We start from the raw sequence: 21,918 nt of genomic DNA, 5'->3' as shown, positions 1-21,918 counted from the left end.
CGTCCGCACGCGGCATACCGATGCTATCGGCCGGGCGCGGGCACCCGCGCGGGAGTTGTTCCGGGGGGTGGGACACCCTGGTAGGAATTCTTGACTGGTTCCAGAAGAGGGACGAGACTGCGGGACGTGACCTCCCCCTCCGTCGTCCGTGCCGGCGACCTCCCGCAGATGCTGCGGGACGTGGGCCTGCGGGTGACGCGGCCCCGGGTGGCGGTGCTCGGTGCGGTCCATGCGCACCCCCACTCGGACACCGACTCGCTCATCGCCGCCGCGCGACGTGACGTGCCGGACGTCTCCCACCAGGCGGTCTACGACTGCCTGCACGCCCTGACCCGGTCCGGACTCGTGCGCCGCATCCAACCGCCCGGCTCGGTGGCGAGGTACGAGTCCCGGGTCGGTGACAACCACCACCACGTCGTCTGCCGGTCCTGCGGCGCCATCGCCGACGTCGACTGCGCCGTCGGCGCCGCCCCGTGCCTCGCGCCCTCGGACGACCACGGCTTCACCATCGACGAGGCCGAGGTCGTCTACCGCGGCCTGTGCCCCTCCTGTTCCCGCACCGAAACACCTGACCACGCAACCGCCTGAACCATCCACACCACGTCCGGAAGGAAGTCATGTCCGACAACGAAACCCACGGCGACACAACCCAGGTCGAGGACCACGAGACCGAGCTTGCCGAGATGAGCCAGAGCGACCGGGAGTGCCCGGTCGTGCACGGACGGGCCCCTGAGCCGGTCCAGGGTGGCGGCACCCGCGGGTGGTGGCCCGAGCGCCTCAACCTCAAGATCCTGGCCAAGAACCCGGCCGTCGCGAACCCCTACGGCGAGGACTTCGACTACGCCGAGGCGTTCGGTTCCCTCGACCTGCCCGAGGTCAAGCGCGACATCGCCGAGATCCTCACCACCTCGCAGGACTGGTGGCCGGCCGACTTCGGCCACTACGGCCCGCTCATGATCCGGATGGCCTGGCACAGCGCTGGCACCTACCGCGTGCAGGACGGCCGCGGTGGCGCAGGTGCCGGCCAGCAGCGGTTCGCCCCGCTCAACAGCTGGCCCGACAACGCGAACCTCGACAAGGCCCGCCGGCTGCTCTGGCCGGTCAAGAAGAAGTACGGCCGCAACCTGTCGTGGGCCGACCTCATGGTGCTCGCCGGCAACGTCAGCCTGGAGTCGATGGGCTTCGCGACGTTCGGCTTCGCCGGCGGCCGTGCCGACGTCTGGGAGCCCGACGAGGATGTCTACTGGGGTCCGGAGACCGAGTGGCTCGCCGACGGGCGGTACACCGGTGACCGCGAGCTGGAGAGCCCGCTGGCAGCGGTCCAGATGGGGCTGATCTACGTCAACCCCGAAGGCCCCATGGCCGACCCCGACCCGCTCGCCTCCGCCCGCGACATCCGTGAGACCTTCAAGCGGATGGCGATGAACGACGAGGAGACCGTCGCCCTCATTGCCGGTGGCCACACCTTCGGCAAGACCCACGGTGCGGCCGACCCCGACGCGCACGTGTCCGACGAGCCGGAGGGTGCAGGACTCGAGCAGATGGGCCTGGGCTGGAAGAACAGCTTCGGCACCGGCGCGGGCCCCGACACGATCACCAGTGGCATCGAGGTCACCTGGACGATGACCCCGACGCAGTGGGACAACAACTTCTTCGAGAACCTGTTCGGTTTCGAGTGGGAGCTCACCAAGAGTCCCGCGGGCGCCAACCAGTGGAAGCCCAAGGACGGCGCCGGTGAGGGCACCACGCCACATGCCCACGACGCGTCCAAGCGCATCGCGCCCAACATGCTCACCACCGACCTCGCGCTGCGCGTCGACCCCGTCTACGAGAAGATCTCGCGCCGCTTCCTCGAGAACCCGCAGGAGTTCGCCGACGCGTTCGCGCGGGCGTGGTTCAAGCTGACGCACCGCGACATGGGCCCGCTCGCGCGCTACCTCGGCCCCGAGGTGCCCACCGAGGAGCTGCTGTGGCAGGACCCGCTCCCGGCGCCTGTCGGGGATGTCGTCACAGCTGACGACGTCACGGAGCTCAAGGGTCTGATCGCCAGCGCCGGCCTCACCGTGACCCAGCTGGTGTCGACCGCGTGGGCCGCTGCGTCGTCCTTCCGTGGCAGTGACAAGCGTGGAGGTGCCAACGGCGCGCGGATCCGGCTCGCCCCGCAGAACGGCTGGGAAGTCAACAACCCTGCCGAGCTCGCGACGGTCCTGCGCACCCTCGAGGGTGTCCAGGAGTCGTTCAACTCGCGTGGCGGGCGCCAGGTCTCGCTCGCCGACGTGATCGTCCTGGCGGGCGGTGTCGGCGTCGAGCACGCAGCCCAGGCGGCCGGCCACACGGTCGAAGTGCCGTTCACGCCGGGTCGGGTCGATGCGACCCAGGAGCAGACCGACGTCGAGTCATTCGCCTACCTCGAGCCGCGGGCCGACGGCTTCCGCAACTACGCGGGGAAGGGCGCCCGGCTGGGCGCGGAGTACCAGCTGGTCGACCGCGCCAACCTGCTCACCCTGAGCGCCCCGGAGATGACCGTCCTCGTCGGCGGCCTGCGTGTCCTCGGGGCGAACTACGACGGCTCGCGGCACGGCGTCCTGACCGAGGCCCCCGGCACGCTGACGAACGACTTCTTCGTCAACCTGCTGGACCTCGGGACGCAGTGGAGCTCCACGTCCGAGGACGCCTCGACGTTCGAGGGACGGGACGCGTCGGGACAGGTTCGCTGGACCGGCACCCGGGCAGACCTCGTGTTCGGTTCCAACTCCGAGCTGCGCGCCCTCGCCGAGGTCTACGCCAGCGACGACGCCCAGGACCGCTTCATGCAGGACTTCGTGGCGGCCTGGGCCAAGGTCATGGACCTCGACCGGTTCGACGTCAGCTGACGCCGTGACAGTGCCAGCAGCGCCTCGACGACAGCCTCGTTCCGAGGCGCTGCTGGTCGGCCCAGTGCCGTTCGCCGACCCGCGTGTCCAGCGCCTCGTCGACGAGGTGCAGGCCCACTACGTCGTCATCTACGGCGGACCCGACGACTCACCGGTGGACCCCACCGAGTTCGAGCCCCCGCACGGTGTCTTCGCTCTCGGCACCCTGGACGGAAGCGGTGTCGCGATGGGTGGCTGGCGACGGCGGCCCGACCTGTCGACGGTGTTCGAGGGCGCGGACGTGGCGGAGATCAAGCGGATGTATGTCGCCCCGTCGGGTCGTCGTCGAGGCTTCGCCCGCGCGGTGCTCGCCTTCCTGGAGGACACAGCCCACCGAGCGGGTGCCGACCTCCTGGTCCTGGAGACCGGCACGATGCAGCCCGAAGCCATCGCGCTCTACGAGGCCAGCGGCTACGAGCAGACCGTGCGCTTCGGGCACTACGCCGACTCCGAGCTGTCCAGGTACTTCGCCAAGCGGCTGGTGGCCACGGGCGCCTGAGTCACCGACCGACGATCCGCCGTCGAGGTTTGCGGATCGGGCCGCTGTCGGTCGGCATGACCGCGTGGTGGCTTCGCACCTCGAGCTCGCGGATCAGCCGCTGCGCGTCGAGCAGCATGGCGCCGTACGCCGGCCACGCCTGGGGATCCTCGAGGTCGCTCGTGCGGACCTCGTGGCCCAGTCGGGCGAGGATCTCCTCCGCCGAGCGCAGGTAGGTGGCGACCGCCTCCCTCTCCGCGTCCTCGGGAAGCCCGAAGTGGCCGATCGCGCCGGCGATCTCGTCGAGGGCCTCGGCATAGCTCTCGAGGAAGCGCTGGGTGGGTGCCGGCTGGCTCTCGTCCTCGTCCGCGGCGTCGACCAACGTGCGGGCGATCCCGGACACCTGCCACTGGCTGCGCCGGATCGCCTCGACGGTGTGGGAGTAGCCCACCCAGTCGACCTCCAGGCCGTGGAGGTTGTCGCGCGGGTTGAACCTGGTGCTCTCCCGCCCGGTCTCGATCTCGCTCTGGATGCTGGGCGCCAGCTGGATGATGTCGGTGCTGGTGTCGTACCACTGGTGGGCCATGTCGCTGTCCCAGCCGTCGCGCAGTCCCGCAGCGACGTCGTTGAGCAGCTGGCACACCCGTCCGGTGAGCGCGCGGATCTGGTCTCGCGGCTGCTGGATGTGCAGGGGCGCCAGGACGATCGCGTTGGTGAGCACACCGATGACACCGCCCGCCAGCGTCTCCACGATCGTGAGGTAGGTGAACTCCACGTCGGTCCCGCCCACGGTGAGCAGGGAGAGGAGCACCATCGTCGGGACCTGGATGCCGTGGTCACCGAGGCGACGCCAACGCGCGATGAGCAGGGCCAGGTACATGACCGGCAGCATCGTCCACCAGTGCACGCCGACCAGCGATCCCACGAGCCACGCGGCACTCATCCCCACGACGACCGCCAGGACCCTCTGACCGCTGGCCCACAGTGACCGGACCATGGTCCGGTCGACGACGAGCAGCGCTGCCATGGGCGCGTAGAACGGCGCCGGGCTGTGGAGCACTCGCACCGCGAACTGCCACGCGAGAACCGTCGCCAGAGCCGCCTTGCCCATCAGCAGGGCCGCGTCACGCTCGGGTCCGGCGTGCCGAACCGCCTCGCGAGCCGCTCGAAGCCACCCGGCCGCGTCCTCGCGGACCGTGTGCAGCCACGACGCCGACGGCTCCTTGGCGGCAGGGGTCTCCATCTCCACGACACTAGGGGCGGCGTCAACGCCCGAGCTCGCCCGACCTCGCCGGCTCGCCTTCGCCCCATCGCGCCTGCCCGATCACGCACGTCCGGAAATGGCCCGCGCAGGCCATCGCGCACGGACCGCGCTCGCTGCTGTACTGGGCCGGTGTGGCGATGCGCCCGGGCCGCGGTGGCGGTGGTTGCCCTCAGCCTGACCTCGTGCGCGGGGCCGGGCGAGTCCGCCGCGACGGGGATCAGGTGGGGCAGCTGCCAGGGGGTGACCGACCTCGCGAACCCGCCGGTTCCCGCCGAGAGGCTGGCTCGGCTCACCTTCACCTGTGGCACGGTTCGCGTGGCGGCCGATCAGGCCGATGCTCGGGCGGGCCAGCTGTCCATCCAGCTGATCAGGGCCACGACCGCTCCTGGAGCGAGCCACCGTCGGACGATGCTGCTGGTCCCGGGCGGGCCCGGCCAGTCAGGGGTCGACAACCACGCGTTCCTCGTCGGCCGGATGTCAGATCGACTGCTGTCGACCTTCGACGTCGTGGGGTTCGACCCGCGGGGTGTCCACCACTCCGGCCAGATCCACTGCGAGCACCATGAGACTCCCCCGACCTTGCCGGACCTGCTGAGCGACGCCGGGTACGCACGAGCGGCAGCCGAGATCAAGACCGGCACCGAGGAGTGCCTGCGCTCGCTCGGTGGGAGTGCGTCGCGGTTCGGCACCACCGCTGCGGCCGGAGACCTCGATGCCATCCGAGTCGCCCTCGGCGAGGAGAAGCTGTCCTACGTGGGCGGGTCGTACGGCGCCAAGCTCGGCGCGGAGTACGCGCGGCGCTTCCCGAGCCGGATCCGTGCTGGGGTCCTCGACGCGCCGACCGACCCGCAGACCCCCTGGGTGACCACGGTCGAGCACCAGGTCGAGGGGTTCGAGGACTCGCTCGACGAGTTCGTCGCCTGGTGCGGGACCCGACCCTGCCCACGCCTTCGCGATGTGCGGGGGTTCATCGCGGCTCTGGTCGCCAGGGCCGACCGTACGCCCATTCGCAGCGGTCGCCCGATGGACGACGACCCCCTCGTGGGCAGCCAGGTCCTCGACGCCGTGGTCTCGGCCATGTACGACCCGGTGCGCTGGCCGGACCTCGCCGAAGGGCTCGTCGAGGCGGACGACGGTGACTCGGGGACGCTGTGGGGCCTCATTGACGCATCCGGTGCGGGCCCCCGGGCCCGTGACGAGAACGATGCTCGGTTCGTCATCAACTGCACGGACAGCCCGCCCGGCCCGTCGGAAGCCGAGATCCGCTCGGCCGGCGCCCGGTTCCGCGACCGGTTCCCCACCCTCGGTGTGTGGGGGTCGTGGCCCCTGCTCGGGTGTTCCTTCTGGAGCGCTCGCGCCACGCTGACACCTCCCACTGCTCCCTCGGCGCCACCTCTGGTCGTCGTGGGGACCGTGCACGACCCGGCGACTCCCTACGCCGGGGCCGTGAGCATGGCGAAGGTCCTGGGCAACGGCTCGTCGCTGGTGACCTGGGAGGGCTCGGGCCACACCGCGTTCACGCGCAGCCCGTGTGTGGACGCCCTCATCGACGCGTACCTGCTCGAGCTGACCCTTCCGCCCGACGGCAGTCGCTGCCCAGCTTGAAGTCGGGCGGCTGGCGCGAACCGAGCCGACCTCGTGCTCGAGCGCACCTCAGTCCGCGCTGTCGCCGGACCGGAAGGTCAACGTCAGGTGCGTCGTCGACGGGTCGCGGGTCGACCGAAGGCCCGCGACGACGGCGGAGCCGCCGTCATCGACCACCACCTCGACCGTGCTCGGGAGCAGCACCGGCTTGGCGAACCAGACGTGCGTCGTCGAGGGCTCGGTCGACCGCTGGCCGAGGACGGCCAGGGTGCGGGCCGCGGTCCACATGCCGTGCGCGATGGCGCGGGGAAAGCCCATCGCCTTGGCGCTCAAGGCGTGCAGGTGGATCGGGTTCACGTCGCCGGACACCGCGGCATACGCCCGGCCCTGTCCCTCGGGGACGCGGATGATGCCGGCGGGTCCACCCCCTGGCAGGCTCGGCGCCTCCTTGCCACGCGACGCGTCGGCGTCGCCGCGGCCGCGCCGCAGGTAGGTGCTTCGCCCGTCCCAGACTCGTGCGCCGTCGACGTCCACCTCGGTGACGAGGTCCACGATCCGTCCCTTGGCGTGCGGTCGCAGGTGTTCGGCGTGCACCGAGATGGTGAGGCGGTCATCGGCCGTGAGTCGCCGGTGCACCGTGATCTCGTTCTCGAGGTGCACCAGGCCCGGGAGCGGCAGCGGGAAGGACCGGTCTGCCATCAGCGCGACCTGGAGCGGGAAGCCGAGGACATGCGGATAGGTGTGGGGCAGAACGTCGCCCCCCGTGAAGCCGCACACCCTGTCGTAGGCGAGGAGGTGGTCCCGGCCCACGACCACTCCCTCCCGGCGCCAGACGGTGTCGGGCAGCTCCCCTCCGCGACCTCGTCGGGTGAGCGCCGCCTTGGCGAACAGTGGTGCCAGTGAAGGGGATTCGGCCAACGTCCGGACCGTCATCTCAGGCACCCAACAGGCTCTGGCCGCAGACGCGGACGACGTTGCCGGTGACCCCGGCGTTGGCGTCCTGGCTGAACCACGCGATCGTCTCGGCGACGTCCACCGGCAGTCCGCCCTGGCTGAGCGAGTTGAGCAACCGCCCCACCTCGCGGGTCGCGAACGGCACCTTGGCCGTCATCTCCGTCTCGATGAAGCCGGGCGCCACCGCGTTGACGGTGATGCCTCGCGCCCGGAGGGCCTCGTCGGCCGACAACGCGTCGACGAGACCGATCACCCCTGCCTTCGAGGCCCCGTAGTTGGTCTGTCCGCGGTTGCCCGCGATGCCCGCGATGGAGGAGACGAGCACGACATGGCCGCCGTCTCGGACGCCGCCGGCGGCCAGCAGGACGTCGTTCATCCGCAGGATCGAGCCGAGGTTGACGTCGAGGACGGAGGCCCAGCGCGCCTCGTCCATGTTGGTGAGCAGCTTGTCGCGGGTGATGCCCGCGTTGTGCACGACGATGTCGAGGCCGCCGTGTCGGCTCGTGGCGTGGTCGAGGATCCGCTGTCCCGCGTCAGCGGCCGTCACATCGAGCTGGAGGGCGGTGCCGCCGACCCGGTTGGCGGTCCTGGCCAGGGAGTCCCCCGCACCGGGGATGTCGACACACACCACGGTGGCACCGTCCCGCGCGAGCACGTCGGCGATCGAGGCGCCGATCCCCCGGGCTGCGCCGGTGACCACGGCCACCTTGCCCGCCAGCGGCGTCGCCCAGTCCTCCGGTTCCGTCGGCGTGCCGCCGCCGACCCGAACGACCTGACCGTCGACGTATGCCGCGCGGCCGGACAGCAGGAAGCGCACCGCCGCGTCGGCGTTGGCGTCCGCGCCGTCGTCCACGAGGACCAGGTTGGCCGTGGCTCCGGCCCGCAGCTCCTTGCCGATCGACCGGGTGATGCCCTCGAGAGCACGTCGCGTCGCCGCCTGCGCAAAGCTGCCGGCGCCGCCGGGACTCCGACCCACGACGATGACCCGACCGCTGGCCAGCAGTCCCTTGAGCGCCGGGGCCACCAGCGCCCGCAGCACCTCGAGGTCTGCGGGGTCCTGCGCCTCGGTCAGGTCGGCGACGACAGCCGCAACGCGGTCGCCGGACGCGAACTCGTCGACGGCGTCGACGCCCTCGAGCTTCAGCAGGTCGCGGACTCGCGCCGCCACGGGCGCCGCGCCGAGACCGCCGACGAGGACGGGACCGTCGATGAGTGGTGCGCCCACGGCATACCTGCGCAGCCTGGCGGGGCGGGGCAGGCCGAGCTGGGCAGCAAGCCTGGTGCCGACGCGGCTGTTGACGATGCCGGCGTAGGTGCTGGCCATCAGGCGGCCTCGAGGATCGCCATGACGCCCTGGCCACCGGCGGCGCAGATGGAGATGAGGCCTCGTGCGCCCGATCCCTTCTCGTGCAGCATCTTGGCGAGCGAGGCGACGATGCGGCCACCGGTCGCCGCGAAGGGGTGCCCGGCGGCGAGGGAGGAGCCGTTGACGTTGAGCTTGGTGCGGTCCAGGGCGCCGATCGGCGCGTCCAGACCGAGCCGGTCACGGCAGAACTCCTCGCTCTCCCAGGCGGCCAGGGTCGTGAGCACCGTCGCGGCAAACGCCTCGTGGATCTCGACGAGGTCGAAGTCCTGCAGCTTCATCCCCTGACGCTCCAGCAGGTGGGGCAGGGCGTAGGCCGGAGCCATCAGGAGCCCCTCGTTGCCCGTGACGTAGTCGACGGCTGCGGTCTGTGCGTCGACCAGGTGCGCGAGGACTGGGAGCCCGTGCTCGGCAGCCCACTCGTCGGAGCCGAGCAGGACCGCCGATGCGCCGTCCGTGAGCGGCGTCGAGTTGCCCGCCGTCATGGTGGCGCCCTCACCCCTGCCGAACACCGGGGCCAGCTTGGCGAGCTTCTCGACGGTCGAGTCTGCGCGCAGGTTCTGGTCGCGGGTCTGCCCGAGGAACGGCGTCACGAGGTCGTCGAAGAAGCCCCGCTCGTAGGCGGCCGCCAGGTTCTGGTGAGACGCCGCGGCGATCTCGTCCTGCGCCTCACGGGTGATCCCCCACTGCTTGGCCGTCTGCGCCATGTGCTCACCCATCGACAGGCCGGTGCGCGGCTCGACGTTGCGCGGGATCTCGGGCACCAGCTGGCTGGGCCGCAGCCCGGTGAGCGCCTTCGCGCGCTGACCGGGCGTCTTGGCCCGGTTGAGGGTGAGCAGCGTCTCGCGCAGACCCTCGTTGACGGCGATGGGGGCATCGGACGCGGTGTCGGTGCCGCCCGCGATGCCCGAGTCGATCTGGCCGAGGGCGATCTTGTTGGCCACGAGGATCGCCGCCTCGAGGCCGGTGCCACAGGCCTGCTGCACGTCGTAGGCAGGGGTACGAGCGGACAGGCTGGAACCGAGGACCGACTCGCGGGTCAGGTTGAAGTCGCGCGAGTGCTTGAGCACGGCGCCTGCGGCGACCTCGCCCACCTGCTCCCCCGCAAGGCCGTGCCGGGCCACCAGACCCTCGATGGCTGCGGTCAGCATGTCCTGGTTCGTGGCCTTGGCATAGGCGGCGTTCTGGCGCGCGAAGGGGATGCGGTTGCCGCCGATGACGGCAGCGCGACGGGGCTGGCCGGTCGCGCGGGCGGGCTTGGACGAGGGGGCCACGAGTACTCCTGAGGTGGGTCCGACTGTGGGACAGGTAACTGATACGGACAGTAGCAGGTACACCGAGTACCTGCTACCGTCACACGTTGTGACCACGCCCACGACCACCACGGACGCCTCGACGCCGAGCCCCGACGGCCGCAGCACCCGCTGGGACCAGCACCGGGCCATCCGCCGGCGTGAGCTCGTCGACGCGACCCTGCGCGCGATCCGCCAGCACGGCGCCGGGGTCGGCATGGACGACATCGCAGCCGTCGCCGGCACCTCCAAGACCGTGATCTACCGCCACTTCACCGACCGCCAGGGCCTGTATGCCGCCGTGTGCGAGAGCGTCGACGCGCTGATCCTGCGCAACCTCGCCCTGGCTCGCGACGTCGAGGGCGCCGGTGCCGGTGGTGGTGTCGGTGCCGACCTCAGCACCGCGGAGCTCTCCCCCCGAGCCCTGGTCGCAGGAGCGGTCGAGGCCTACCTCACCCTCGTCGAGAAGGATCCCGAGGTCTACCGGTTCGTCGTCACCGCACCCCTCCTCGACCAGACCTCGGGCGACCCGGCTGCGATGGTGACCGACCACATCGCCGCGCAGATGACGGAAGTCGTCGCCGAGGCCCTCGCCCGGGCCGGGCGCAGCACCGCACCAGCCCCGGTCTGGGGTGCTGGACTGGTCGGCATGGTGCGGGCCGCCGCCGACCGCTGGCTCGCCGACCCGGCGATGAGCCGCCAGGAGCTCACCGAACACCTCACCGACCTGGCCTGGGGCGGCTTGTCCGCCGCGTGGCCGGCYGACCCCGCGCCCGACACGCAGGAGGACTCATGACCACCCTCGCCACGGCACTGCAGAGGACCCTCGACGGTCGCTGGGCGGCGATCCGCGAGGAGGCCCGCACCGACCTCGACCCCGAGCGGTTCGCTCCGCCGACCGAGCCGCTGGACCTGGAGTCCTACCGCGCCCGGATCGCCGACCAGGTGCAGGCCCTGGCCGCCACCGGCCACGCCAAGCGCGGCTTCCCGACCTCGATGGGCGGCAACGGCGACCTCGGCGGCTCGGTCACGGCGTTCGAGCTGCTGGGTCACGCCGACCTGTCCCTCATGGTCAAGGCGGGCGTGCACTGGGGTCTGTTCGGCGGCGCGGTGGCGAACCTCGGCACCCAACGGCACCACACGGCATACCTGCCGTCGATCATCGATGCGACGCTGCCCGGCTGCTTCGCGATGACCGAGACGGGACACGGCTCCGACGTGCAGTCGCTCGGCACCACGGCGACCTACGACCCCGACACCGACGAGCTCGTCGTCCACACGCCCGACCTGCGCTCCCGCAAGGACTACATCGGCGGCGCGGCCCGCGACGGACGGATGGCCGCGGTCTTCGCCCAGCTGGTCACCGGTGGCGAGAGCCACGGCGTGCACTGCGTCCTCGTGCCGATCCGGGATGACTCCGGCGCAGCGATGCCCGGCGTGACCATCGGTGACTGCGGCGCCAAGGCGGGCCTGCCCGGTGTCGACAACGGCCGGCTCACCTTCGACCAGGTCCGGGTGCCGCGGACCAACCTGCTCAACCGCTACGGCGACATCGACGAGCACGGCACCTACACCTCTCCGATCGAGAACCAGACCCGACGGTTCTTCACGATGCTCGGCACCCTCGTCCGCGGCCGGATCAGCGTGGCGGGCGGCGCCGGTGCGGCCACGCGCAGTGCGCTCACCCTGGCCATCACGTATGCCGGTCACCGGCGGCAGTTCGCGCCTCCCGGCGGGGACGGCGAGGTGATCCTGCTCGACTACCGGGTGCACCAGCGCAAGCTGCTCCCGGCTCTGGCCAAGTCCTACGCCCTGCAGATCGCGCAGAACGAGCTGGTGTCCCTCATGCACGACGTGCTGACCTCCGGCGAGACCCCCGACGAGCACCAGCAGCGCGAGCTCGAGGCCCGGGCGGCCGGCATCAAGGCCGTCGCCACGGCCCACGCGACCGCGACGATCCAGACCTGCAGAGAGGCGTGCGGAGGCGCGGGCTACCTCGCGGTCAACCGACTCCCGGCCCTCAAGGCCGACACTGACGTGTTCACCACGTTCGAGGGCGACAACACGGTGCTGCTGCAGCTGGTCGCCAAGGGCCTGCTGACCGACTACCGCGACGCGTTCGGCGACCTCGACACGTTCGGCATGGTCAAGTTCGGCGCCCGGCAGTTCGCCGGGGCAGTCATCGAGCGGACGTCGGCCCGAGGGCTCATCCAACGCCTCATCGCCACCGCACCCGGCCGCGACAGCGAGAAGGGGCCGACCGATCGCGGGTGGCAGCTCGACCTGTTCGAGGACCGGGAGAAGCACCTGCTCGAGACGCTGGCCCTGCGCCTGCGCAAGGCAGGCAAGCCGGGGGCGGATCTCTTCGACGTCTTCAACCAGACCCAGGACCACGTCATCGAGGCCGCCCGTGCCCACGTCGACCGGACCATCCTCGAGTCGTTCGTCGCGGCGATCGACGCCTGTGACGACGCCGCGGCGGCGCAGACGCTGGGCCGGGTGTGCGACCTCTATGCCCTCAGCACCATCGAGGCCGACAAGGGCTGGTTCCTCGAGCACGGTCGCATCACGCCGGCACGCAGCAAGCAGGTGACGGCAGCGGTCAACGACCTCTGCGCAGCCCTGCGGCCGCACGCGCAGGAGCTCGTGGACGCGTTCGGCATCCCGCGCGCGTGGCTCGGCAGCGAGCTGCTGTCGCCGCTGGTCGAGGACGTACCCGCGACGCCGTCGACGGCTCCCGCCGCCACGGAGGCGGTCGAGACGGCCGAGGCCGTCTAGGTGGCCGAGGCCGTCTAGGTGGCCGAGGCGGCCGAGGTCGGCAGCTGAGCGAGCCGTCGGTGGGCCGAGGACCCCCCAGCCCCGGCTGAGCTCCGGCCGTTCCTCACGACCGCGCTGGCAGCACGCAGAACTCGTTGCCGGACGGGTCGGTGTAGGAACGCCACGGCAGCTCCCCCCAGTCCGTGTGGAGCGTGTCGCCGCCACGCTCGGCGATGGCTGCCGCGACGTCGTCCGGGTCCTCCCCGGCCTCGAGCCGGACGTCGAGGTGCAGCCGGTTCTTTCCCTTGCTCTTCGGGGCCGCCTCTGGGCACAGCTCGAGGAGGGGGCCGCGCAGAGACGGGTGGCGCAGGGACCGGGGCGCGATGCCGACCGCGTCGACCCAGCCGGTCAGCCAGGACCAGAACTGCGCATCGCGGTCAGGGTCGGCCGAGTCGAGGGGCAGCGCCGCGATGGGTCCGGTGTCGACGTAGGCTGCGCGATCCTCCATGACGCAGCAGGGATTGCCCTCGGGGTCGGCGAGCACGACCCAGGGCACGTCGTGCTGACCGATGTCGAGGTGTCGAGCGCCCAGCCCCAGCAACCGCTCCACCTCCTGGGTCTGGCGGGCCCCACCCAGGAGGTCCAGGTGGAACCTGAGCGGTTCGGAGGGCTGGTCGGGAACGCGCTGGAAGCACAGGTCGAGCACCGGGCCACCCTCGATGGTGAGTCGCGTCTCGTAGCCCTCCGGCTCGTCGGTCAGCTGCTCGCCGCCGACGACCGACTCCCAGAACCGCCCCAGACGTTGCGGGTCGACGGCATCGAAGACGAGGTTCTCCAGGTACATGCTCCTACCGTAGAGCCCGCGGACGACGCCCACACGGCAAGGCGCGACGTCGCCGGGAGCAGGTGGCCTCACCCACGCAGCAGGGTGCGGCCGTCGTCGGTGACCGTCCAGAACGGGTTGTGCGCGACCTCCCACGGGTGCCCGTCGGGGTCCACGAAGATCCCGGAGTAGCCACCCCAGAACGTCTCGGCGCCGGGGCGCCCGATGACTGCTCCTGCCGCGGCTGCCTCCCCTAGCACCTCGTCGACCTCGTCTGCGCTGCGGACGTTGAGCGCGAGCGTCACGCCGCCCCATGCACCGCCGTCCTCGACGGCTGAGTCCTCGGCGAGTGCGCCACGGTCCCACAGGGCCACCACCAGTCCGCCGCACTGGAAGAAGACCACCTCGGTGTCGTCGTTGCCCCGCTCCCACCCGAGGTCGGTGTAGAAGCGCTCCGCCCGCTCGAGGTCCTCGACCCCGAGCGTGACGAGCGAGACCCGTTGCTCCACTAGGCGTTCCACCAAGGTCGCAGGGGCAGTCCCGCTCCCCCACGGTCGTCGAGCTTCACCGCGAGGACCTGGTGGAGCTGGACGATGTTGCGCTCGAAGCCAACTCGCGACCCAGCCATGTAGAGGCCCCAGACCCGCGCCGTGGACTCCCCGACCTCCTCGACGCAGGCGTCCCAGTTGTCGACCAGGTTCGTGCACCAGCCGGCGAGAGTGCGGGCATAGTGCTCACGGAGGTTCTCCTCGTGCCGCACCTCCAGGCCGGCGTCCTGCGCCGCCGCGATGATCGTCCCCGAACCGATGAGCTCCCCGTCGGGGAAGACATAGCGGTCGATGAACGCTCCCGTCGACATCCGCCGGTTCACGGGTCGCGTGATGGAGTGGTTGAGCAGCAGGCCGCCGGTGCGCAGCCGACTCTTGATGAAGTCGAAGTAGGCCGGGTAGTTGCGCACCCCGATGTGCTCGGTCAGCCCGATCGACGACACGGCGTCGAACCCGGTCTCGGCCACGTCGCGGTAGTCGCTGTGGCGCACCTCCGCGACGTCCTGCAGACCCTCGCGCCGGATCGCCTCCTGGGCCCAGGACGCCTGCTCTGCCGACAGGGTCGCCCCGATGACGCGCACTCCCCGCCGCGCGGCATACCTGACCATGCCTCCCCAACCGCACCCGATGTCGAGGAGTCGGTCACCCTCTGTGAGCCGCAGCTTGTCGAAGACGAGGCGGTACTTGTTCTCCTGCGCCTCCTCGAGGGTGGCCCCGTCGTGCGGGTAGCACGCGCAGGTGTAGGTCATCGACGGGCCGAGGACGTACTCGTAGAACGTGTTGGACACGTCGTAGTGGTGGTGGATCGCCTCCGCGTCGCGGACCCTGCTGTGCCGTAGTCCCTCGGCCACGCGGCGCCACCGCGGCAGCGCCTCCTGCGGAGGCGGTGGCGGTGGCTTGAGCAGCTCGACACCGAGCGAGCGGGCAATGGCCGCAGCGGTCTTGGGCGGAGGCATCCGGAAGTGCAGGTCACCCATCGCGTTGAGCAGCTCGTAGGGGTCGCCCGGGTGGACGCCCACCAGGTCGAGGTCGCCCGCGACGTAGGCCCGGGCCATCCCCAGGTCGCCCGGAGCCGTCGCGAGGTAGCTCGCCCCCCGCGGGGTCTTGAGGTCGAGCCCGTAGGCCGCGTCGGCCGGCCCCGTGGCCGACCCGTCGAAGGCCGTGAAGCGCAACGGCACCCCGTCGGCGGACACCGCGTCGAGGATCTGGGCCATCGACAGCCGCGGGGGAGCCTGCGAACCGTGATGGGAGTCTGACCGGTTCGTCCTGAGGATCGTCACTTGCGTTGCACCGCCTTGGAGTAGAGATCGAGCAGTCGTGCGTCAGGGTCGTAGCGTCGCTTGAGAGCGGCATACGTGTCGCCGCCGTAGAGCCTCCAGAACTGAGTCTCCTCGTAGTACGCGTCGGAATACAGGGACTTGTGGCCGTCGAGGGCGGTGACCTCCTCCTCGATGAGGCGGTTGGCTGCGCCCTCCGCCCCCTCGGGGTCGCGCGGGACGCTGGACCAGAAGCCGACGTTGACGTAGGTCTCGCCCGGCCGCAACGGGTAGAGGGGCCAGGAGCCCTTGCTGCGCACCGGACACAGCCAGATCGGCTCGATGGGGATCTCGCGCAGGAACCAGTGGACGAACTCGGCCGTGCGCCCCAGTGGCACCTCGATGTCCTGGACCACGCGCTCCCGGGGCGGTTGTCCCTTGCGCGCCTCGAGCCGGTCGGCGATGTCGTAGCGGTGGTCGAGCGCGATGAGCTTCCAGTAGAACGAGCTGCGGCGGTAGCGGCGCGGCCAGAGTCGGCGCACGCGTGGGTTCTGGGCCCCGAACGCCCGGCTGCACCAGAACCAGTCGGTGTCCCACCGCCAGAGGTAGTCGTGGACGGTCAACCGGTCGACCTTGGGCTGTGGCAAGTCGTGCTGGATGGAGCGGTAGTAGACCTGCTGGCCGGTGTAGTCGCTGACCGGACCCGGCTGGGCAGTCTTGGTCCCCAGGGTGAGGTAGGACTCCGTGGCGGAGAAGACGACGCCGTCGAGGTAGTCCACCCGCTGCCCCTGGTGCTCAGCCGTGTCGCTGATCGTGGCCAGGGCGCTGACCAGGGACTCCACGTCGTGGAACCGCAGGTGCCGCAGGGCCACGAACGGCTCGACGGGTTCGAGGGCGATCCGCAGGCGGGTGGCGTAGCCGAGGGTGCCGTAGGAGTTCGGGAACCCGTGGAACAGGTCGGCGTGCTCTCCCTCGGGCCGGGCGGTGACGATCTCGCCGGACCCGGTGAGGATGTCCATCTCCAGCACCGACTCGTGGGGCAGGCCGCTGCGGAAGGATGTCGACTCGATGCCCAGACCCGTGACCGCGCCGCCGAGCGTGATCGTCTTGAGCTGCGGCACCACCAGTGGCGCGAGGCCGTGGGGCAGGGTCGCGTCGACCAGGTGCTCGTAGGTGCACATGCCCTGCACGTCCGCCGTGCGCGCCTGCACGCCGACCGCGATCACGCCCCCGAGTCCCGACACGTCCAGGCCGGGAGCCTGCGAGGCGTCTCTGGCCCGGAACAGGTTGGAGGTCTTCTTGGCCAGCCTGACCGGCGCATCCGCGGGGATGGCACGGTAGCTGGCCGCGAGCCGTTGAACGGCGCGGTCGTGCGTCCCCGTTTCGAGCTGCCCCAGCACGATTCGACCTTATGCCGTGACACCGACCGCCGTCACGTACCTACCGTCCCGCGTTCACCCGAGCTGCTCAGGACACCACCTCCACGGCGTCGCCGACCCGCAGCTCGCCGGGTCGCCGCACCGCGGCATACACGCCCGGGCAGTTGCGTGCCGTGCCGGTGACGTCGAGCTCGACCTCACCCACGCGCAGCAGCTTGCCGATGCTGGCGGCCAGCTCGGCCGAGCCCAGGGACACGACGAGGTTGGCGCGGGTGTCGGACCGGACGTCCTCGGCGGCGACCACCTGGACGGCGGCCTTCTTGCGCCGGTCACCGGCCAGCCCGTCGGGCTCGACGACCGAGTCGCGAAGGTCCTGGCCGGGCTCGCCGTGCACGGGGAAGATGTGGATCTCGTTGACCTGCGCGGACATTCAGACTCCTTCGGGTGCGGAGGCCAGGGCAGTCTCGATCGCTCGGACCAGCTGGAGGGCAGAGTCACGCGTCAGCTCGACGGCGAGGCGCGCGCCCGGACCGCGCGACGGGTCGGCCAGGTCGATGTTCAGGGTGTGCTCGGCCATCGCATGCACCGGGTGGTCGTAGTAGACCGTGGCATCGGTGACGCGGAACCACTCGCCGCCGGGCCCCTTCGCGCTGCCGTCGACCTGCTCGGAAACCGTGGAGTAGGTGCACATGTCAGCCCTCCTGCGGGGTCAGGTGGGTCTCGAAGAAGCGTGCGATCCGCTCCCAGCCGTCGTTGGCGGCGGTGACCCGGTAGCTGGGTCGGTCCACGGCGAAGAACGCGTGCCCTGCCCCCTCGTAGGTGTGGAACTCGTGCGGTCTGTCCAGGTCGGTGAGGCGACGGTCCAGCTCCGCGACGTGGTCCGGGCTCGGCGTCCTGTCCTCGACGCCGAACAGCCCCAGCAGTGGTGCCCGCAATGACGGGAGCAGGTCGACCAGGTTGGTGACCTTGAGGGCGTAGCCCGCCGGCGGCTCCCCCGTGACGAACGCGCCGTAGCAGTCGACCGCCGCGTCCAGGTCGAGGTGGCAGGCGGCGAGCACCGCCTGACGACCACCGGAACAGTGCCCGATGACTCCCACCTTGCCGTTGTTGGTCGACAACGCGCGCAGGTATGCCGCGGCGGCGCCGACGTCGCCGACCAGCCGCGCGTCGGGCACGCCGCCCTGCGCCCTGGCCGTGGCAGCCGCGTCGGACGGGTCGGCTCCCGGCGCCTCACGGGAGTACAGGTTGGGGCAGACGGTGTCGTAGCCGAGCTCGGCGAAGCGGCGCACCATCTCCTTGGTGGCCCGGTCGTAACCCGGCATGTGGTGGATCACCACCACGCCGCCCCGGGAGTGCTGCCCGTCCGGCCGGGCGAGATAGGCCTCGACCTGTGCGCCGTCGACGCCGGTCAGGGAGACGGTTGCTGCGCTGAGGGAGTCGCTCACCTCGCGATGCTATGCCCGGACGACGAAGCCGCACCCGGACCCCGGATGCGGCTGTGTCGTGCGTGGTTCTCTGGTGGACGTGAAGGGACTCGAACCCATGGCCTCTCGCGTGTGAAGCGAACGCTCTAACCAACTGAGCTACACGTCCAGGTGCCCGGTCACACAAGGTGACGGTCGGGCCTGCCGAAGAATAGCCGGACCGGGCGGATCAGGTGAAATCCGGGGTATGCCGCGCCGTCACCGGCCGCCTCTCGCGCCGGGTCACAGCCCCGGAAGGTCCTTGACCCAGTCCTCGGCGAAGTCCGGCATGAACCCGGGAACGCCCGAGATCAGGAACAGCGCATAGAAGAAGGCCGCCACGAGTGCCGCGGTGATCAGCGCAACCAGCCCCTTGACCCACAAGGGCTTGGGTCGGAGCCACTCGGACCAGTCCTTGAGTCGCGCCTTGGCCCAGTCGAGCAGCCGCTGGGCGGGCTCGAACTCCGACCCGAGGATCGCGATCCCCGCGAACACGATGAGCCAACCCGGTCCCGGCAGGGGGACGAGGGCGAGGCCCACGACGGCCACGACGAGGCCCAGGACGATGACGGCGATGCGGTAGACCGGGTACACGGCCGGGTTGGCGCGGATCCGGCGCCGCCACTCCCAGTCTGTCTCCTCCTCGGCAGCGACGTCCTCGACCGGCACGTCCCCCGCCGCCACCGGGTCGGGGCCCTCGGTCACGGGTCGATCCGCTCGGCACCCAGGCGCGCGAAGACAGCGGCGGCCCTGGCCGTGACCGGACCGGGCTGGAGCGCCCGGTCGTCGACGGCGTGGATGGCCAGCACGTCCTTGGTGCTGCTGGTGATGAACACCTCGTCGGCCTCGCGCAGCACGTCCAGCGGCAGGGTTTGCTCCCGCACGTCCATGCCGTCCTCGCGACACCATTCGATGGTGACCTCCCGCGTGATTCCCGCGAGGCACCCCGAGTCCAGTGGTGGCGTCAGGATGGCCCCGTCCACCACGACGAAGATGTTCGAACCGGTGCACTCGCACAGCTCGCCCCGCGTGTTGGCGAACACCGCCTCGATCGCGCCCCGCTCCTTGGCAAAGGCGAGCGCAACGACGTTCTCGGCATACGACGTCGTCTTGAGACCGGCCACGGCAGACCGCTCGTTGCGCGTCCACGGGACCACGGCCACCGAGGCGCTGGCGGGCGGGCGCGGCTGCGGACCTGCGGTCACGATGTAGGTGAGCGGGCTGTCGTCCCGGTCCGAACCCAGCGGCCCCGCTCCCCCTGTCACGGAGTAGCGCAGTCGGCCGAACTCGATCTGGTCCCCGGCCCCGAGGACGGCCTTGGCCCCCTCGGCGATGTAGTCGTGGTCGGCGGCGGGCAGGCCGAGACCGGCCATCGTCCGGTCCAGCCGGCGGGCGTGCCGGGTCGCGGCGAACACTCGGCCCCGGTCGACCTTGGCCGTCTCGAAGGCCCCGTCGCCGACCGTCACGCCGTGGTCGAGAGCAGAGATGGACGGCTCGTCCACTCCGGTCAGTCGACCGTTGACCCACACCCTGACGTCGCTCATGACTCGCTCACGCCTCCACCCTCCCAGATGCCAACCCGATGAGTCGCGCGGCTTTCACCCGTGTCTCCTCCCACTCACCGACGGGGTCCGACCCCCACGTGATGCCCGCGCCGGTGCCGAAGCGCAGCCAGCGGCGACCGTCCTCGTCCCGCTCTGCCCAGAACGAGCGGATGCCCACGGCGAGTTCCGCCGTCCCCCGGTCGGCGTCGATCCAGCCGATGGCGCCGCAGTAGGGCCCTCGTGGCGCCGTCTCGAGGTCCGAGATGGCCTGCAGCGCAGTGTGCTTTGGAGCCCCCGACACCGATCCCGGGGGGAACGTCGCCGCCATCAGCTCGGGCCACCCCACCCCGGGGCGCAGCTCGCCCGACACGGCGGACACGAGGTGGACCAGGCCGGGGTGCTCTTCGGGGCGACAGAGGTGGTCGACCCGCACCGTCCCCTCCCGACAGACGTGTGACAGGTCGTTGCGGACGAGGTCGACGATCATGACGTTCTCGGCGTAGTCCTTGGGCAGCATCGCCTCGATGCTCGTCGCGGTCCCCTTGATCGGGCGGGACTCGAGCCGGCCGCCGTCGCGCAGCAGGAACGCCTCCGGACTGGCGCAGACGACGTCGAGCCCGGCGGACGGCACCGTGATCCGCCCGGCGTGGGGTGCGGGATTGCCCCGCTCCAGCAGTCGTGCCAGCCCGTCGAGGTCAGCACCGTCGGGGAGCTGGTGCGACAGCACGCGGCAGAGGTTCACCTGGTAGACCGTGCCCGCCGCGATCCGCTCGCGGATCTCCGTCACCCGGGCGAGGTATGCCGCCCGGTCCAGGCTGCTCTGCCACTCACCTTCGAGCGGCGACCAATGGGTCGGTGGTGGGGGCGCGGCATACCGGATGACGTCGGCGAAGCGGACGGCGGTGACCTCGCCCTCGAACGTGGCGACGACGGCCCAGAACCCCGACTCCAGCGTCGCCACGTCGTGACGCACCTCGACCGGACGCGTGGCGTACAGGCTGCCGAACCGCGCGTGCCCCGTCGCCGCCTCCACGATGGCGATCCTAGGCCGACCTAGACTCACCGATCATGCGCCCTCTCGCCTCGACCGTGACGGCCACGGTCGTGGCCACGGTCGTGGTCCTGGCAGTGGCCGCCTGCCAGGGCGCACCACCCCCTCGTCCTGCGAGCACCCAGCCGCCCGCGAGTGCGTCGACGACGTCCGTGGGCGTGCCCGCGACGACACCGGCCGGGCCCCCGACGACGACCACTGCCGCGTCGGACCCGGGCACCCTGACGATGGCGTTCGCGGGTGACGTCCACTTCGAGGACTACCTGGCGCCGCTGGCCCGCGACCCCCACGGCCTGGACGAGCTGCAGTCATCGCTCGGTGCAGCGGACCTGGCCATGGTCAACCTCGAGACCGCGATCACGGAGCGTGGCACCAAGATCGGCAAGGAGTTCCACTTCCGTGCCCCCGCGTCGGCCCTCGACACGATCAAGAACGCCGGGATCGACGCCGTGAGCATGGCCAACAACCACGGCGTCGACTACGGGCCCGTGGGTCTCGCGGACACCCTGGCGGCCAAGAAGGCGAGCCCCGTCCCGATCGTCGGCATCGGCAGGGACGAGGACGAGGCCTTCGCACCGGCGATCCTGCGGGCCAAGGGACTCAAGGTCGCGGTGTTCGGTGCGTCCGAGGTCTTCGAGATGACGCTCGCGCGGTACTCGGCCGGTCCGGGCAAGGGCGGCATCGCCAGCGCCAGCCCCGTCGGCCGGCTCCGGTCGGCCRTGGCCGCAGCGGCTGCAAGGTACGACCTCGTCGTCGTCTTCCTGCACTGGGGCCTGGACTACCAGGCGTGCCCGGACCGGCTGTCCGTGCAGACCGCCGAGGCCCTCGAGGGTGCGGGGGCCGACATCGTCGTGGGCGGGCACTCGCACCGCGTCAACGGGGCGGGTTGGCTGGGACGCGCCTACGTCGACTACGGGTTCGGGAACTTCGTGTGGTGGCGCAGCCACGAGCCGGACTCCCGCTCGGGGGTGCTCACGCTGTCGATCGACGTCAAGGCCGCCCGCGGCACCAAGCGGGCCGCGACGAGCGCGGTCCGCGAGGCCGTCTGGACACCCATGCTGATCGGCGCGGACGGCATACCGCGCGAGCCCGACGCTGCGAACAGCGCCCGGTTGCTCAGGCTCTGGCAGCAGGCCGGCGCGTGTGCCGGTCTGGACGCCGCGCCGGAGTGACCCCCGCGCGCGGGCTCGGAATGAAAGCCGGACATCCGCGGTTCATGTAGTTGAATTCGCAACTACTTACCCCGACCT

At 71.0% G+C, this 21,918-nt stretch carries 21 protein-coding genes and 1 tRNA gene; 7 read left to right on the top strand and 15 right to left on the bottom strand.

Annotation, left to right across the window (positions count from 1 at the left end):
- The first annotated feature begins 168 nt into the window (after window positions 1-168).
- The 3 genes from AC1DVZ_RS10350 to AC1DVZ_RS10340 are packed head-to-tail and all read left to right on the top strand — an operon-like array spanning window position 169 to window position 3,411.
- Window positions 169-588, top strand: coding sequence for a Fur family transcriptional regulator (locus tag AC1DVZ_RS10350; RefSeq protein WP_477618108.1), 420 nt, complete (start codon window positions 169-171; stop codon window positions 586-588).
- A 29-nt stretch (window positions 589-617) separates the two neighbouring features.
- Window positions 618-2,873, top strand: a complete 2,256-nt coding sequence (gene katG, locus AC1DVZ_RS10345; RefSeq protein WP_477618106.1) for a catalase/peroxidase HPI — start codon at window positions 618-620, stop codon at window positions 2,871-2,873.
- A 4-nt stretch (window positions 2,874-2,877) separates the two neighbouring features.
- Window positions 2,878-3,411: a GNAT family N-acetyltransferase gene (locus AC1DVZ_RS10340; protein ID WP_477618105.1), complete on the top strand. Its 534-nt coding sequence runs from the start codon at window positions 2,878-2,880 to the stop codon at window positions 3,409-3,411.
- A 1-nt stretch (window position 3,412) separates the two neighbouring features.
- Here AC1DVZ_RS10340 and AC1DVZ_RS10335 read toward each other — a convergent pair whose 3' ends face one another.
- Window positions 3,413-4,633, bottom strand: coding sequence for an FUSC family protein (locus tag AC1DVZ_RS10335; protein ID WP_477618104.1), 1,221 nt, complete (start codon window positions 4,631-4,633; stop codon window positions 3,413-3,415).
- Between the two features lie 261 nt (window positions 4,634-4,894).
- Between AC1DVZ_RS10335 and AC1DVZ_RS10330 the strand changes: the two genes are divergently transcribed.
- On the top strand, window positions 4,895-6,259 hold the full coding sequence (locus AC1DVZ_RS10330) for an alpha/beta hydrolase (protein WP_477618103.1): 1,365 nt from the start codon (window positions 4,895-4,897) through the stop codon (window positions 6,257-6,259).
- Between the two features lie 48 nt (window positions 6,260-6,307).
- Here AC1DVZ_RS10330 and AC1DVZ_RS10325 read toward each other — a convergent pair whose 3' ends face one another.
- From AC1DVZ_RS10325 to AC1DVZ_RS10315, 3 genes are read right to left on the bottom strand one after another with little or no spacing between them, the layout of a single operon-like run.
- Window positions 6,308-7,171, bottom strand: a complete 864-nt coding sequence (locus AC1DVZ_RS10325; RefSeq protein WP_477618102.1) for a MaoC/PaaZ C-terminal domain-containing protein — start codon at window positions 7,169-7,171, stop codon at window positions 6,308-6,310.
- A 1-nt stretch (window position 7,172) separates the two neighbouring features.
- Window positions 7,173-8,516, bottom strand: a complete 1,344-nt coding sequence (locus AC1DVZ_RS10320; RefSeq protein ID WP_477618101.1) for a 3-oxoacyl-ACP reductase — start codon at window positions 8,514-8,516, stop codon at window positions 7,173-7,175.
- Window positions 8,516-9,829: an acetyl-CoA C-acetyltransferase gene (locus AC1DVZ_RS10315; protein ID WP_477618100.1), complete on the bottom strand. Its 1,314-nt coding sequence runs from the start codon at window positions 9,827-9,829 to the stop codon at window positions 8,516-8,518. The genes AC1DVZ_RS10320 and AC1DVZ_RS10315 overlap by 1 nt, the downstream gene beginning before the upstream one ends.
- A gap of 88 nt (window positions 9,830-9,917) precedes the next feature.
- On the opposite strand from AC1DVZ_RS10315, the gene AC1DVZ_RS10310 reads away from it, so the two are divergent.
- Both AC1DVZ_RS10310 and AC1DVZ_RS10305 read left to right on the top strand, forming a co-directional pair.
- Entirely contained in the window at window positions 9,918-10,643 is a 726-nt protein-coding gene (locus AC1DVZ_RS10310) for a TetR family transcriptional regulator (protein WP_477618099.1), read from the top strand.
- The gene (locus AC1DVZ_RS10305) at window positions 10,640-12,625 is read left to right on the top strand and encodes an acyl-CoA dehydrogenase family protein (RefSeq protein ID WP_477618098.1); all 1,986 of its coding nucleotides are present in this window, start codon (window positions 10,640-10,642) and stop codon (window positions 12,623-12,625) included. Before AC1DVZ_RS10310 ends, AC1DVZ_RS10305 begins: the two co-directional genes overlap by 4 nt.
- Before the next feature lie 103 nt (window positions 12,626-12,728).
- Here the strand turns inward: AC1DVZ_RS10305 and AC1DVZ_RS10300 are convergent, their stop codons facing one another.
- From AC1DVZ_RS10300 to AC1DVZ_RS10250, 11 genes are all read right to left on the bottom strand, one after another.
- Entirely contained in the window at window positions 12,729-13,448 is a 720-nt protein-coding gene (locus tag AC1DVZ_RS10300) for a VOC family protein (protein ID WP_477618097.1), read from the bottom strand.
- Window positions 13,449-13,516: 68 nt separating this feature from the next.
- A complete protein-coding gene (locus tag AC1DVZ_RS10295; RefSeq protein ID WP_477618096.1) occupies window positions 13,517-13,936 on the bottom strand; it encodes a VOC family protein in 420 nt (139 codons plus the stop codon).
- Window positions 13,936-15,255 carry a class I SAM-dependent methyltransferase gene (locus AC1DVZ_RS10290; protein ID WP_477618095.1) on the bottom strand — a complete coding sequence of 440 codons (1,320 nt, stop codon included), beginning with the start codon at window positions 15,253-15,255 and terminating at the stop codon, window positions 13,936-13,938. Before AC1DVZ_RS10290 ends, AC1DVZ_RS10295 begins: the two co-directional genes overlap by 1 nt.
- Entirely contained in the window at window positions 15,252-16,631 is a 1,380-nt protein-coding gene (locus tag AC1DVZ_RS10285; RefSeq protein ID WP_477618094.1) for an FAD-binding oxidoreductase, read from the bottom strand. The genes AC1DVZ_RS10290 and AC1DVZ_RS10285 overlap by 4 nt, the downstream gene beginning before the upstream one ends.
- A gap of 67 nt (window positions 16,632-16,698) precedes the next feature.
- Window positions 16,699-17,040, bottom strand: a complete 342-nt coding sequence (locus tag AC1DVZ_RS10280) for a hypothetical protein (RefSeq protein WP_477618093.1) — start codon at window positions 17,038-17,040, stop codon at window positions 16,699-16,701.
- Window positions 17,041-17,301 carry a DUF6295 family protein gene (locus tag AC1DVZ_RS10275; RefSeq protein WP_477618092.1) on the bottom strand — a complete coding sequence of 87 codons (261 nt, stop codon included), beginning with the start codon at window positions 17,299-17,301 and terminating at the stop codon, window positions 17,041-17,043.
- Between the two features lies 1 nt (window position 17,302).
- Window positions 17,303-18,055 carry a dienelactone hydrolase family protein gene (locus AC1DVZ_RS10270; RefSeq protein WP_477618091.1) on the bottom strand — a complete coding sequence of 251 codons (753 nt, stop codon included), beginning with the start codon at window positions 18,053-18,055 and terminating at the stop codon, window positions 17,303-17,305.
- Window positions 18,056-18,126: 71 nt separating this feature from the next.
- Window positions 18,127-18,203 (bottom strand) — tRNA-Val (locus AC1DVZ_RS10265).
- A gap of 113 nt (window positions 18,204-18,316) precedes the next feature.
- Window positions 18,317-18,778, bottom strand: a complete 462-nt coding sequence (locus AC1DVZ_RS10260; protein WP_477618090.1) for a TIGR02611 family protein — start codon at window positions 18,776-18,778, stop codon at window positions 18,317-18,319.
- Entirely contained in the window at window positions 18,775-19,617 is an 843-nt protein-coding gene (locus AC1DVZ_RS10255; protein ID WP_477618089.1) for an aminotransferase class IV, read from the bottom strand. Before AC1DVZ_RS10255 ends, AC1DVZ_RS10260 begins: the two co-directional genes overlap by 4 nt.
- A 7-nt stretch (window positions 19,618-19,624) precedes the next feature.
- A complete protein-coding gene (locus AC1DVZ_RS10250; RefSeq protein ID WP_477618088.1) occupies window positions 19,625-20,650 on the bottom strand; it encodes a chorismate-binding protein in 1,026 nt (341 codons plus the stop codon).
- Window positions 20,651-20,685: 35 nt separating this feature from the next.
- Between AC1DVZ_RS10250 and AC1DVZ_RS10245 the strand changes: the two genes are divergently transcribed.
- Window positions 20,686-21,840 (top strand): CapA family protein, encoded by a 1,155-nt coding sequence (locus AC1DVZ_RS10245; RefSeq protein ID WP_477618087.1) that lies wholly within the window; start codon window positions 20,686-20,688, stop codon window positions 21,838-21,840.
- Window positions 21,841-21,918: the final 78 nt, after the last annotated feature.

The sequence above is a fragment of the Pedococcus sp. P2_E5 genome (genome assembly GCF_056403895.1).
The sequence above is the reverse complement of the archived record's forward strand: the minus strand, read 5'-3'. Positions and strand labels throughout refer to the sequence as shown.

Excerpts from the sequence above, each read along its gene's own strand:
- AC1DVZ_RS10350 (WP_477618108.1), top strand. The coding sequence starts at position 169 with ATGCTGCGGGACGTGGGCCTGCGGGTGACGCGGCCCCGGGTGGCGGTG.
- katG (WP_477618106.1), top strand. The coding sequence starts at position 618 with ATGTCCGACAACGAAACCCACGGCGACACAACCCAGGTCGAGGACCAC.
- AC1DVZ_RS10335 (WP_477618104.1), bottom strand. The coding sequence starts at position 4,633 with ATGGAGACCCCTGCCGCCAAGGAGCCGTCGGCGTCGTGGCTGCACACG.
- AC1DVZ_RS10325 (WP_477618102.1), bottom strand. The coding sequence starts at position 7,171 with ATGACGGTCCGGACGTTGGCCGAATCCCCTTCACTGGCACCACTGTTC.
- AC1DVZ_RS10320 (WP_477618101.1), bottom strand. The coding sequence starts at position 8,516 with ATGGCCAGCACCTACGCCGGCATCGTCAACAGCCGCGTCGGCACCAGG.
- AC1DVZ_RS10305 (WP_477618098.1), top strand. The coding sequence starts at position 10,640 with ATGACCACCCTCGCCACGGCACTGCAGAGGACCCTCGACGGTCGCTGG.
- AC1DVZ_RS10300 (WP_477618097.1), bottom strand. The coding sequence starts at position 13,448 with ATGTACCTGGAGAACCTCGTCTTCGATGCCGTCGACCCGCAACGTCTG.
- AC1DVZ_RS10280 (WP_477618093.1), bottom strand. The coding sequence starts at position 17,040 with ATGTCCGCGCAGGTCAACGAGATCCACATCTTCCCCGTGCACGGCGAG.
- AC1DVZ_RS10275 (WP_477618092.1), bottom strand. The coding sequence starts at position 17,301 with ATGTGCACCTACTCCACGGTTTCCGAGCAGGTCGACGGCAGCGCGAAG.
- AC1DVZ_RS10255 (WP_477618089.1), bottom strand. The coding sequence starts at position 19,617 with ATGAGCGACGTCAGGGTGTGGGTCAACGGTCGACTGACCGGAGTGGAC.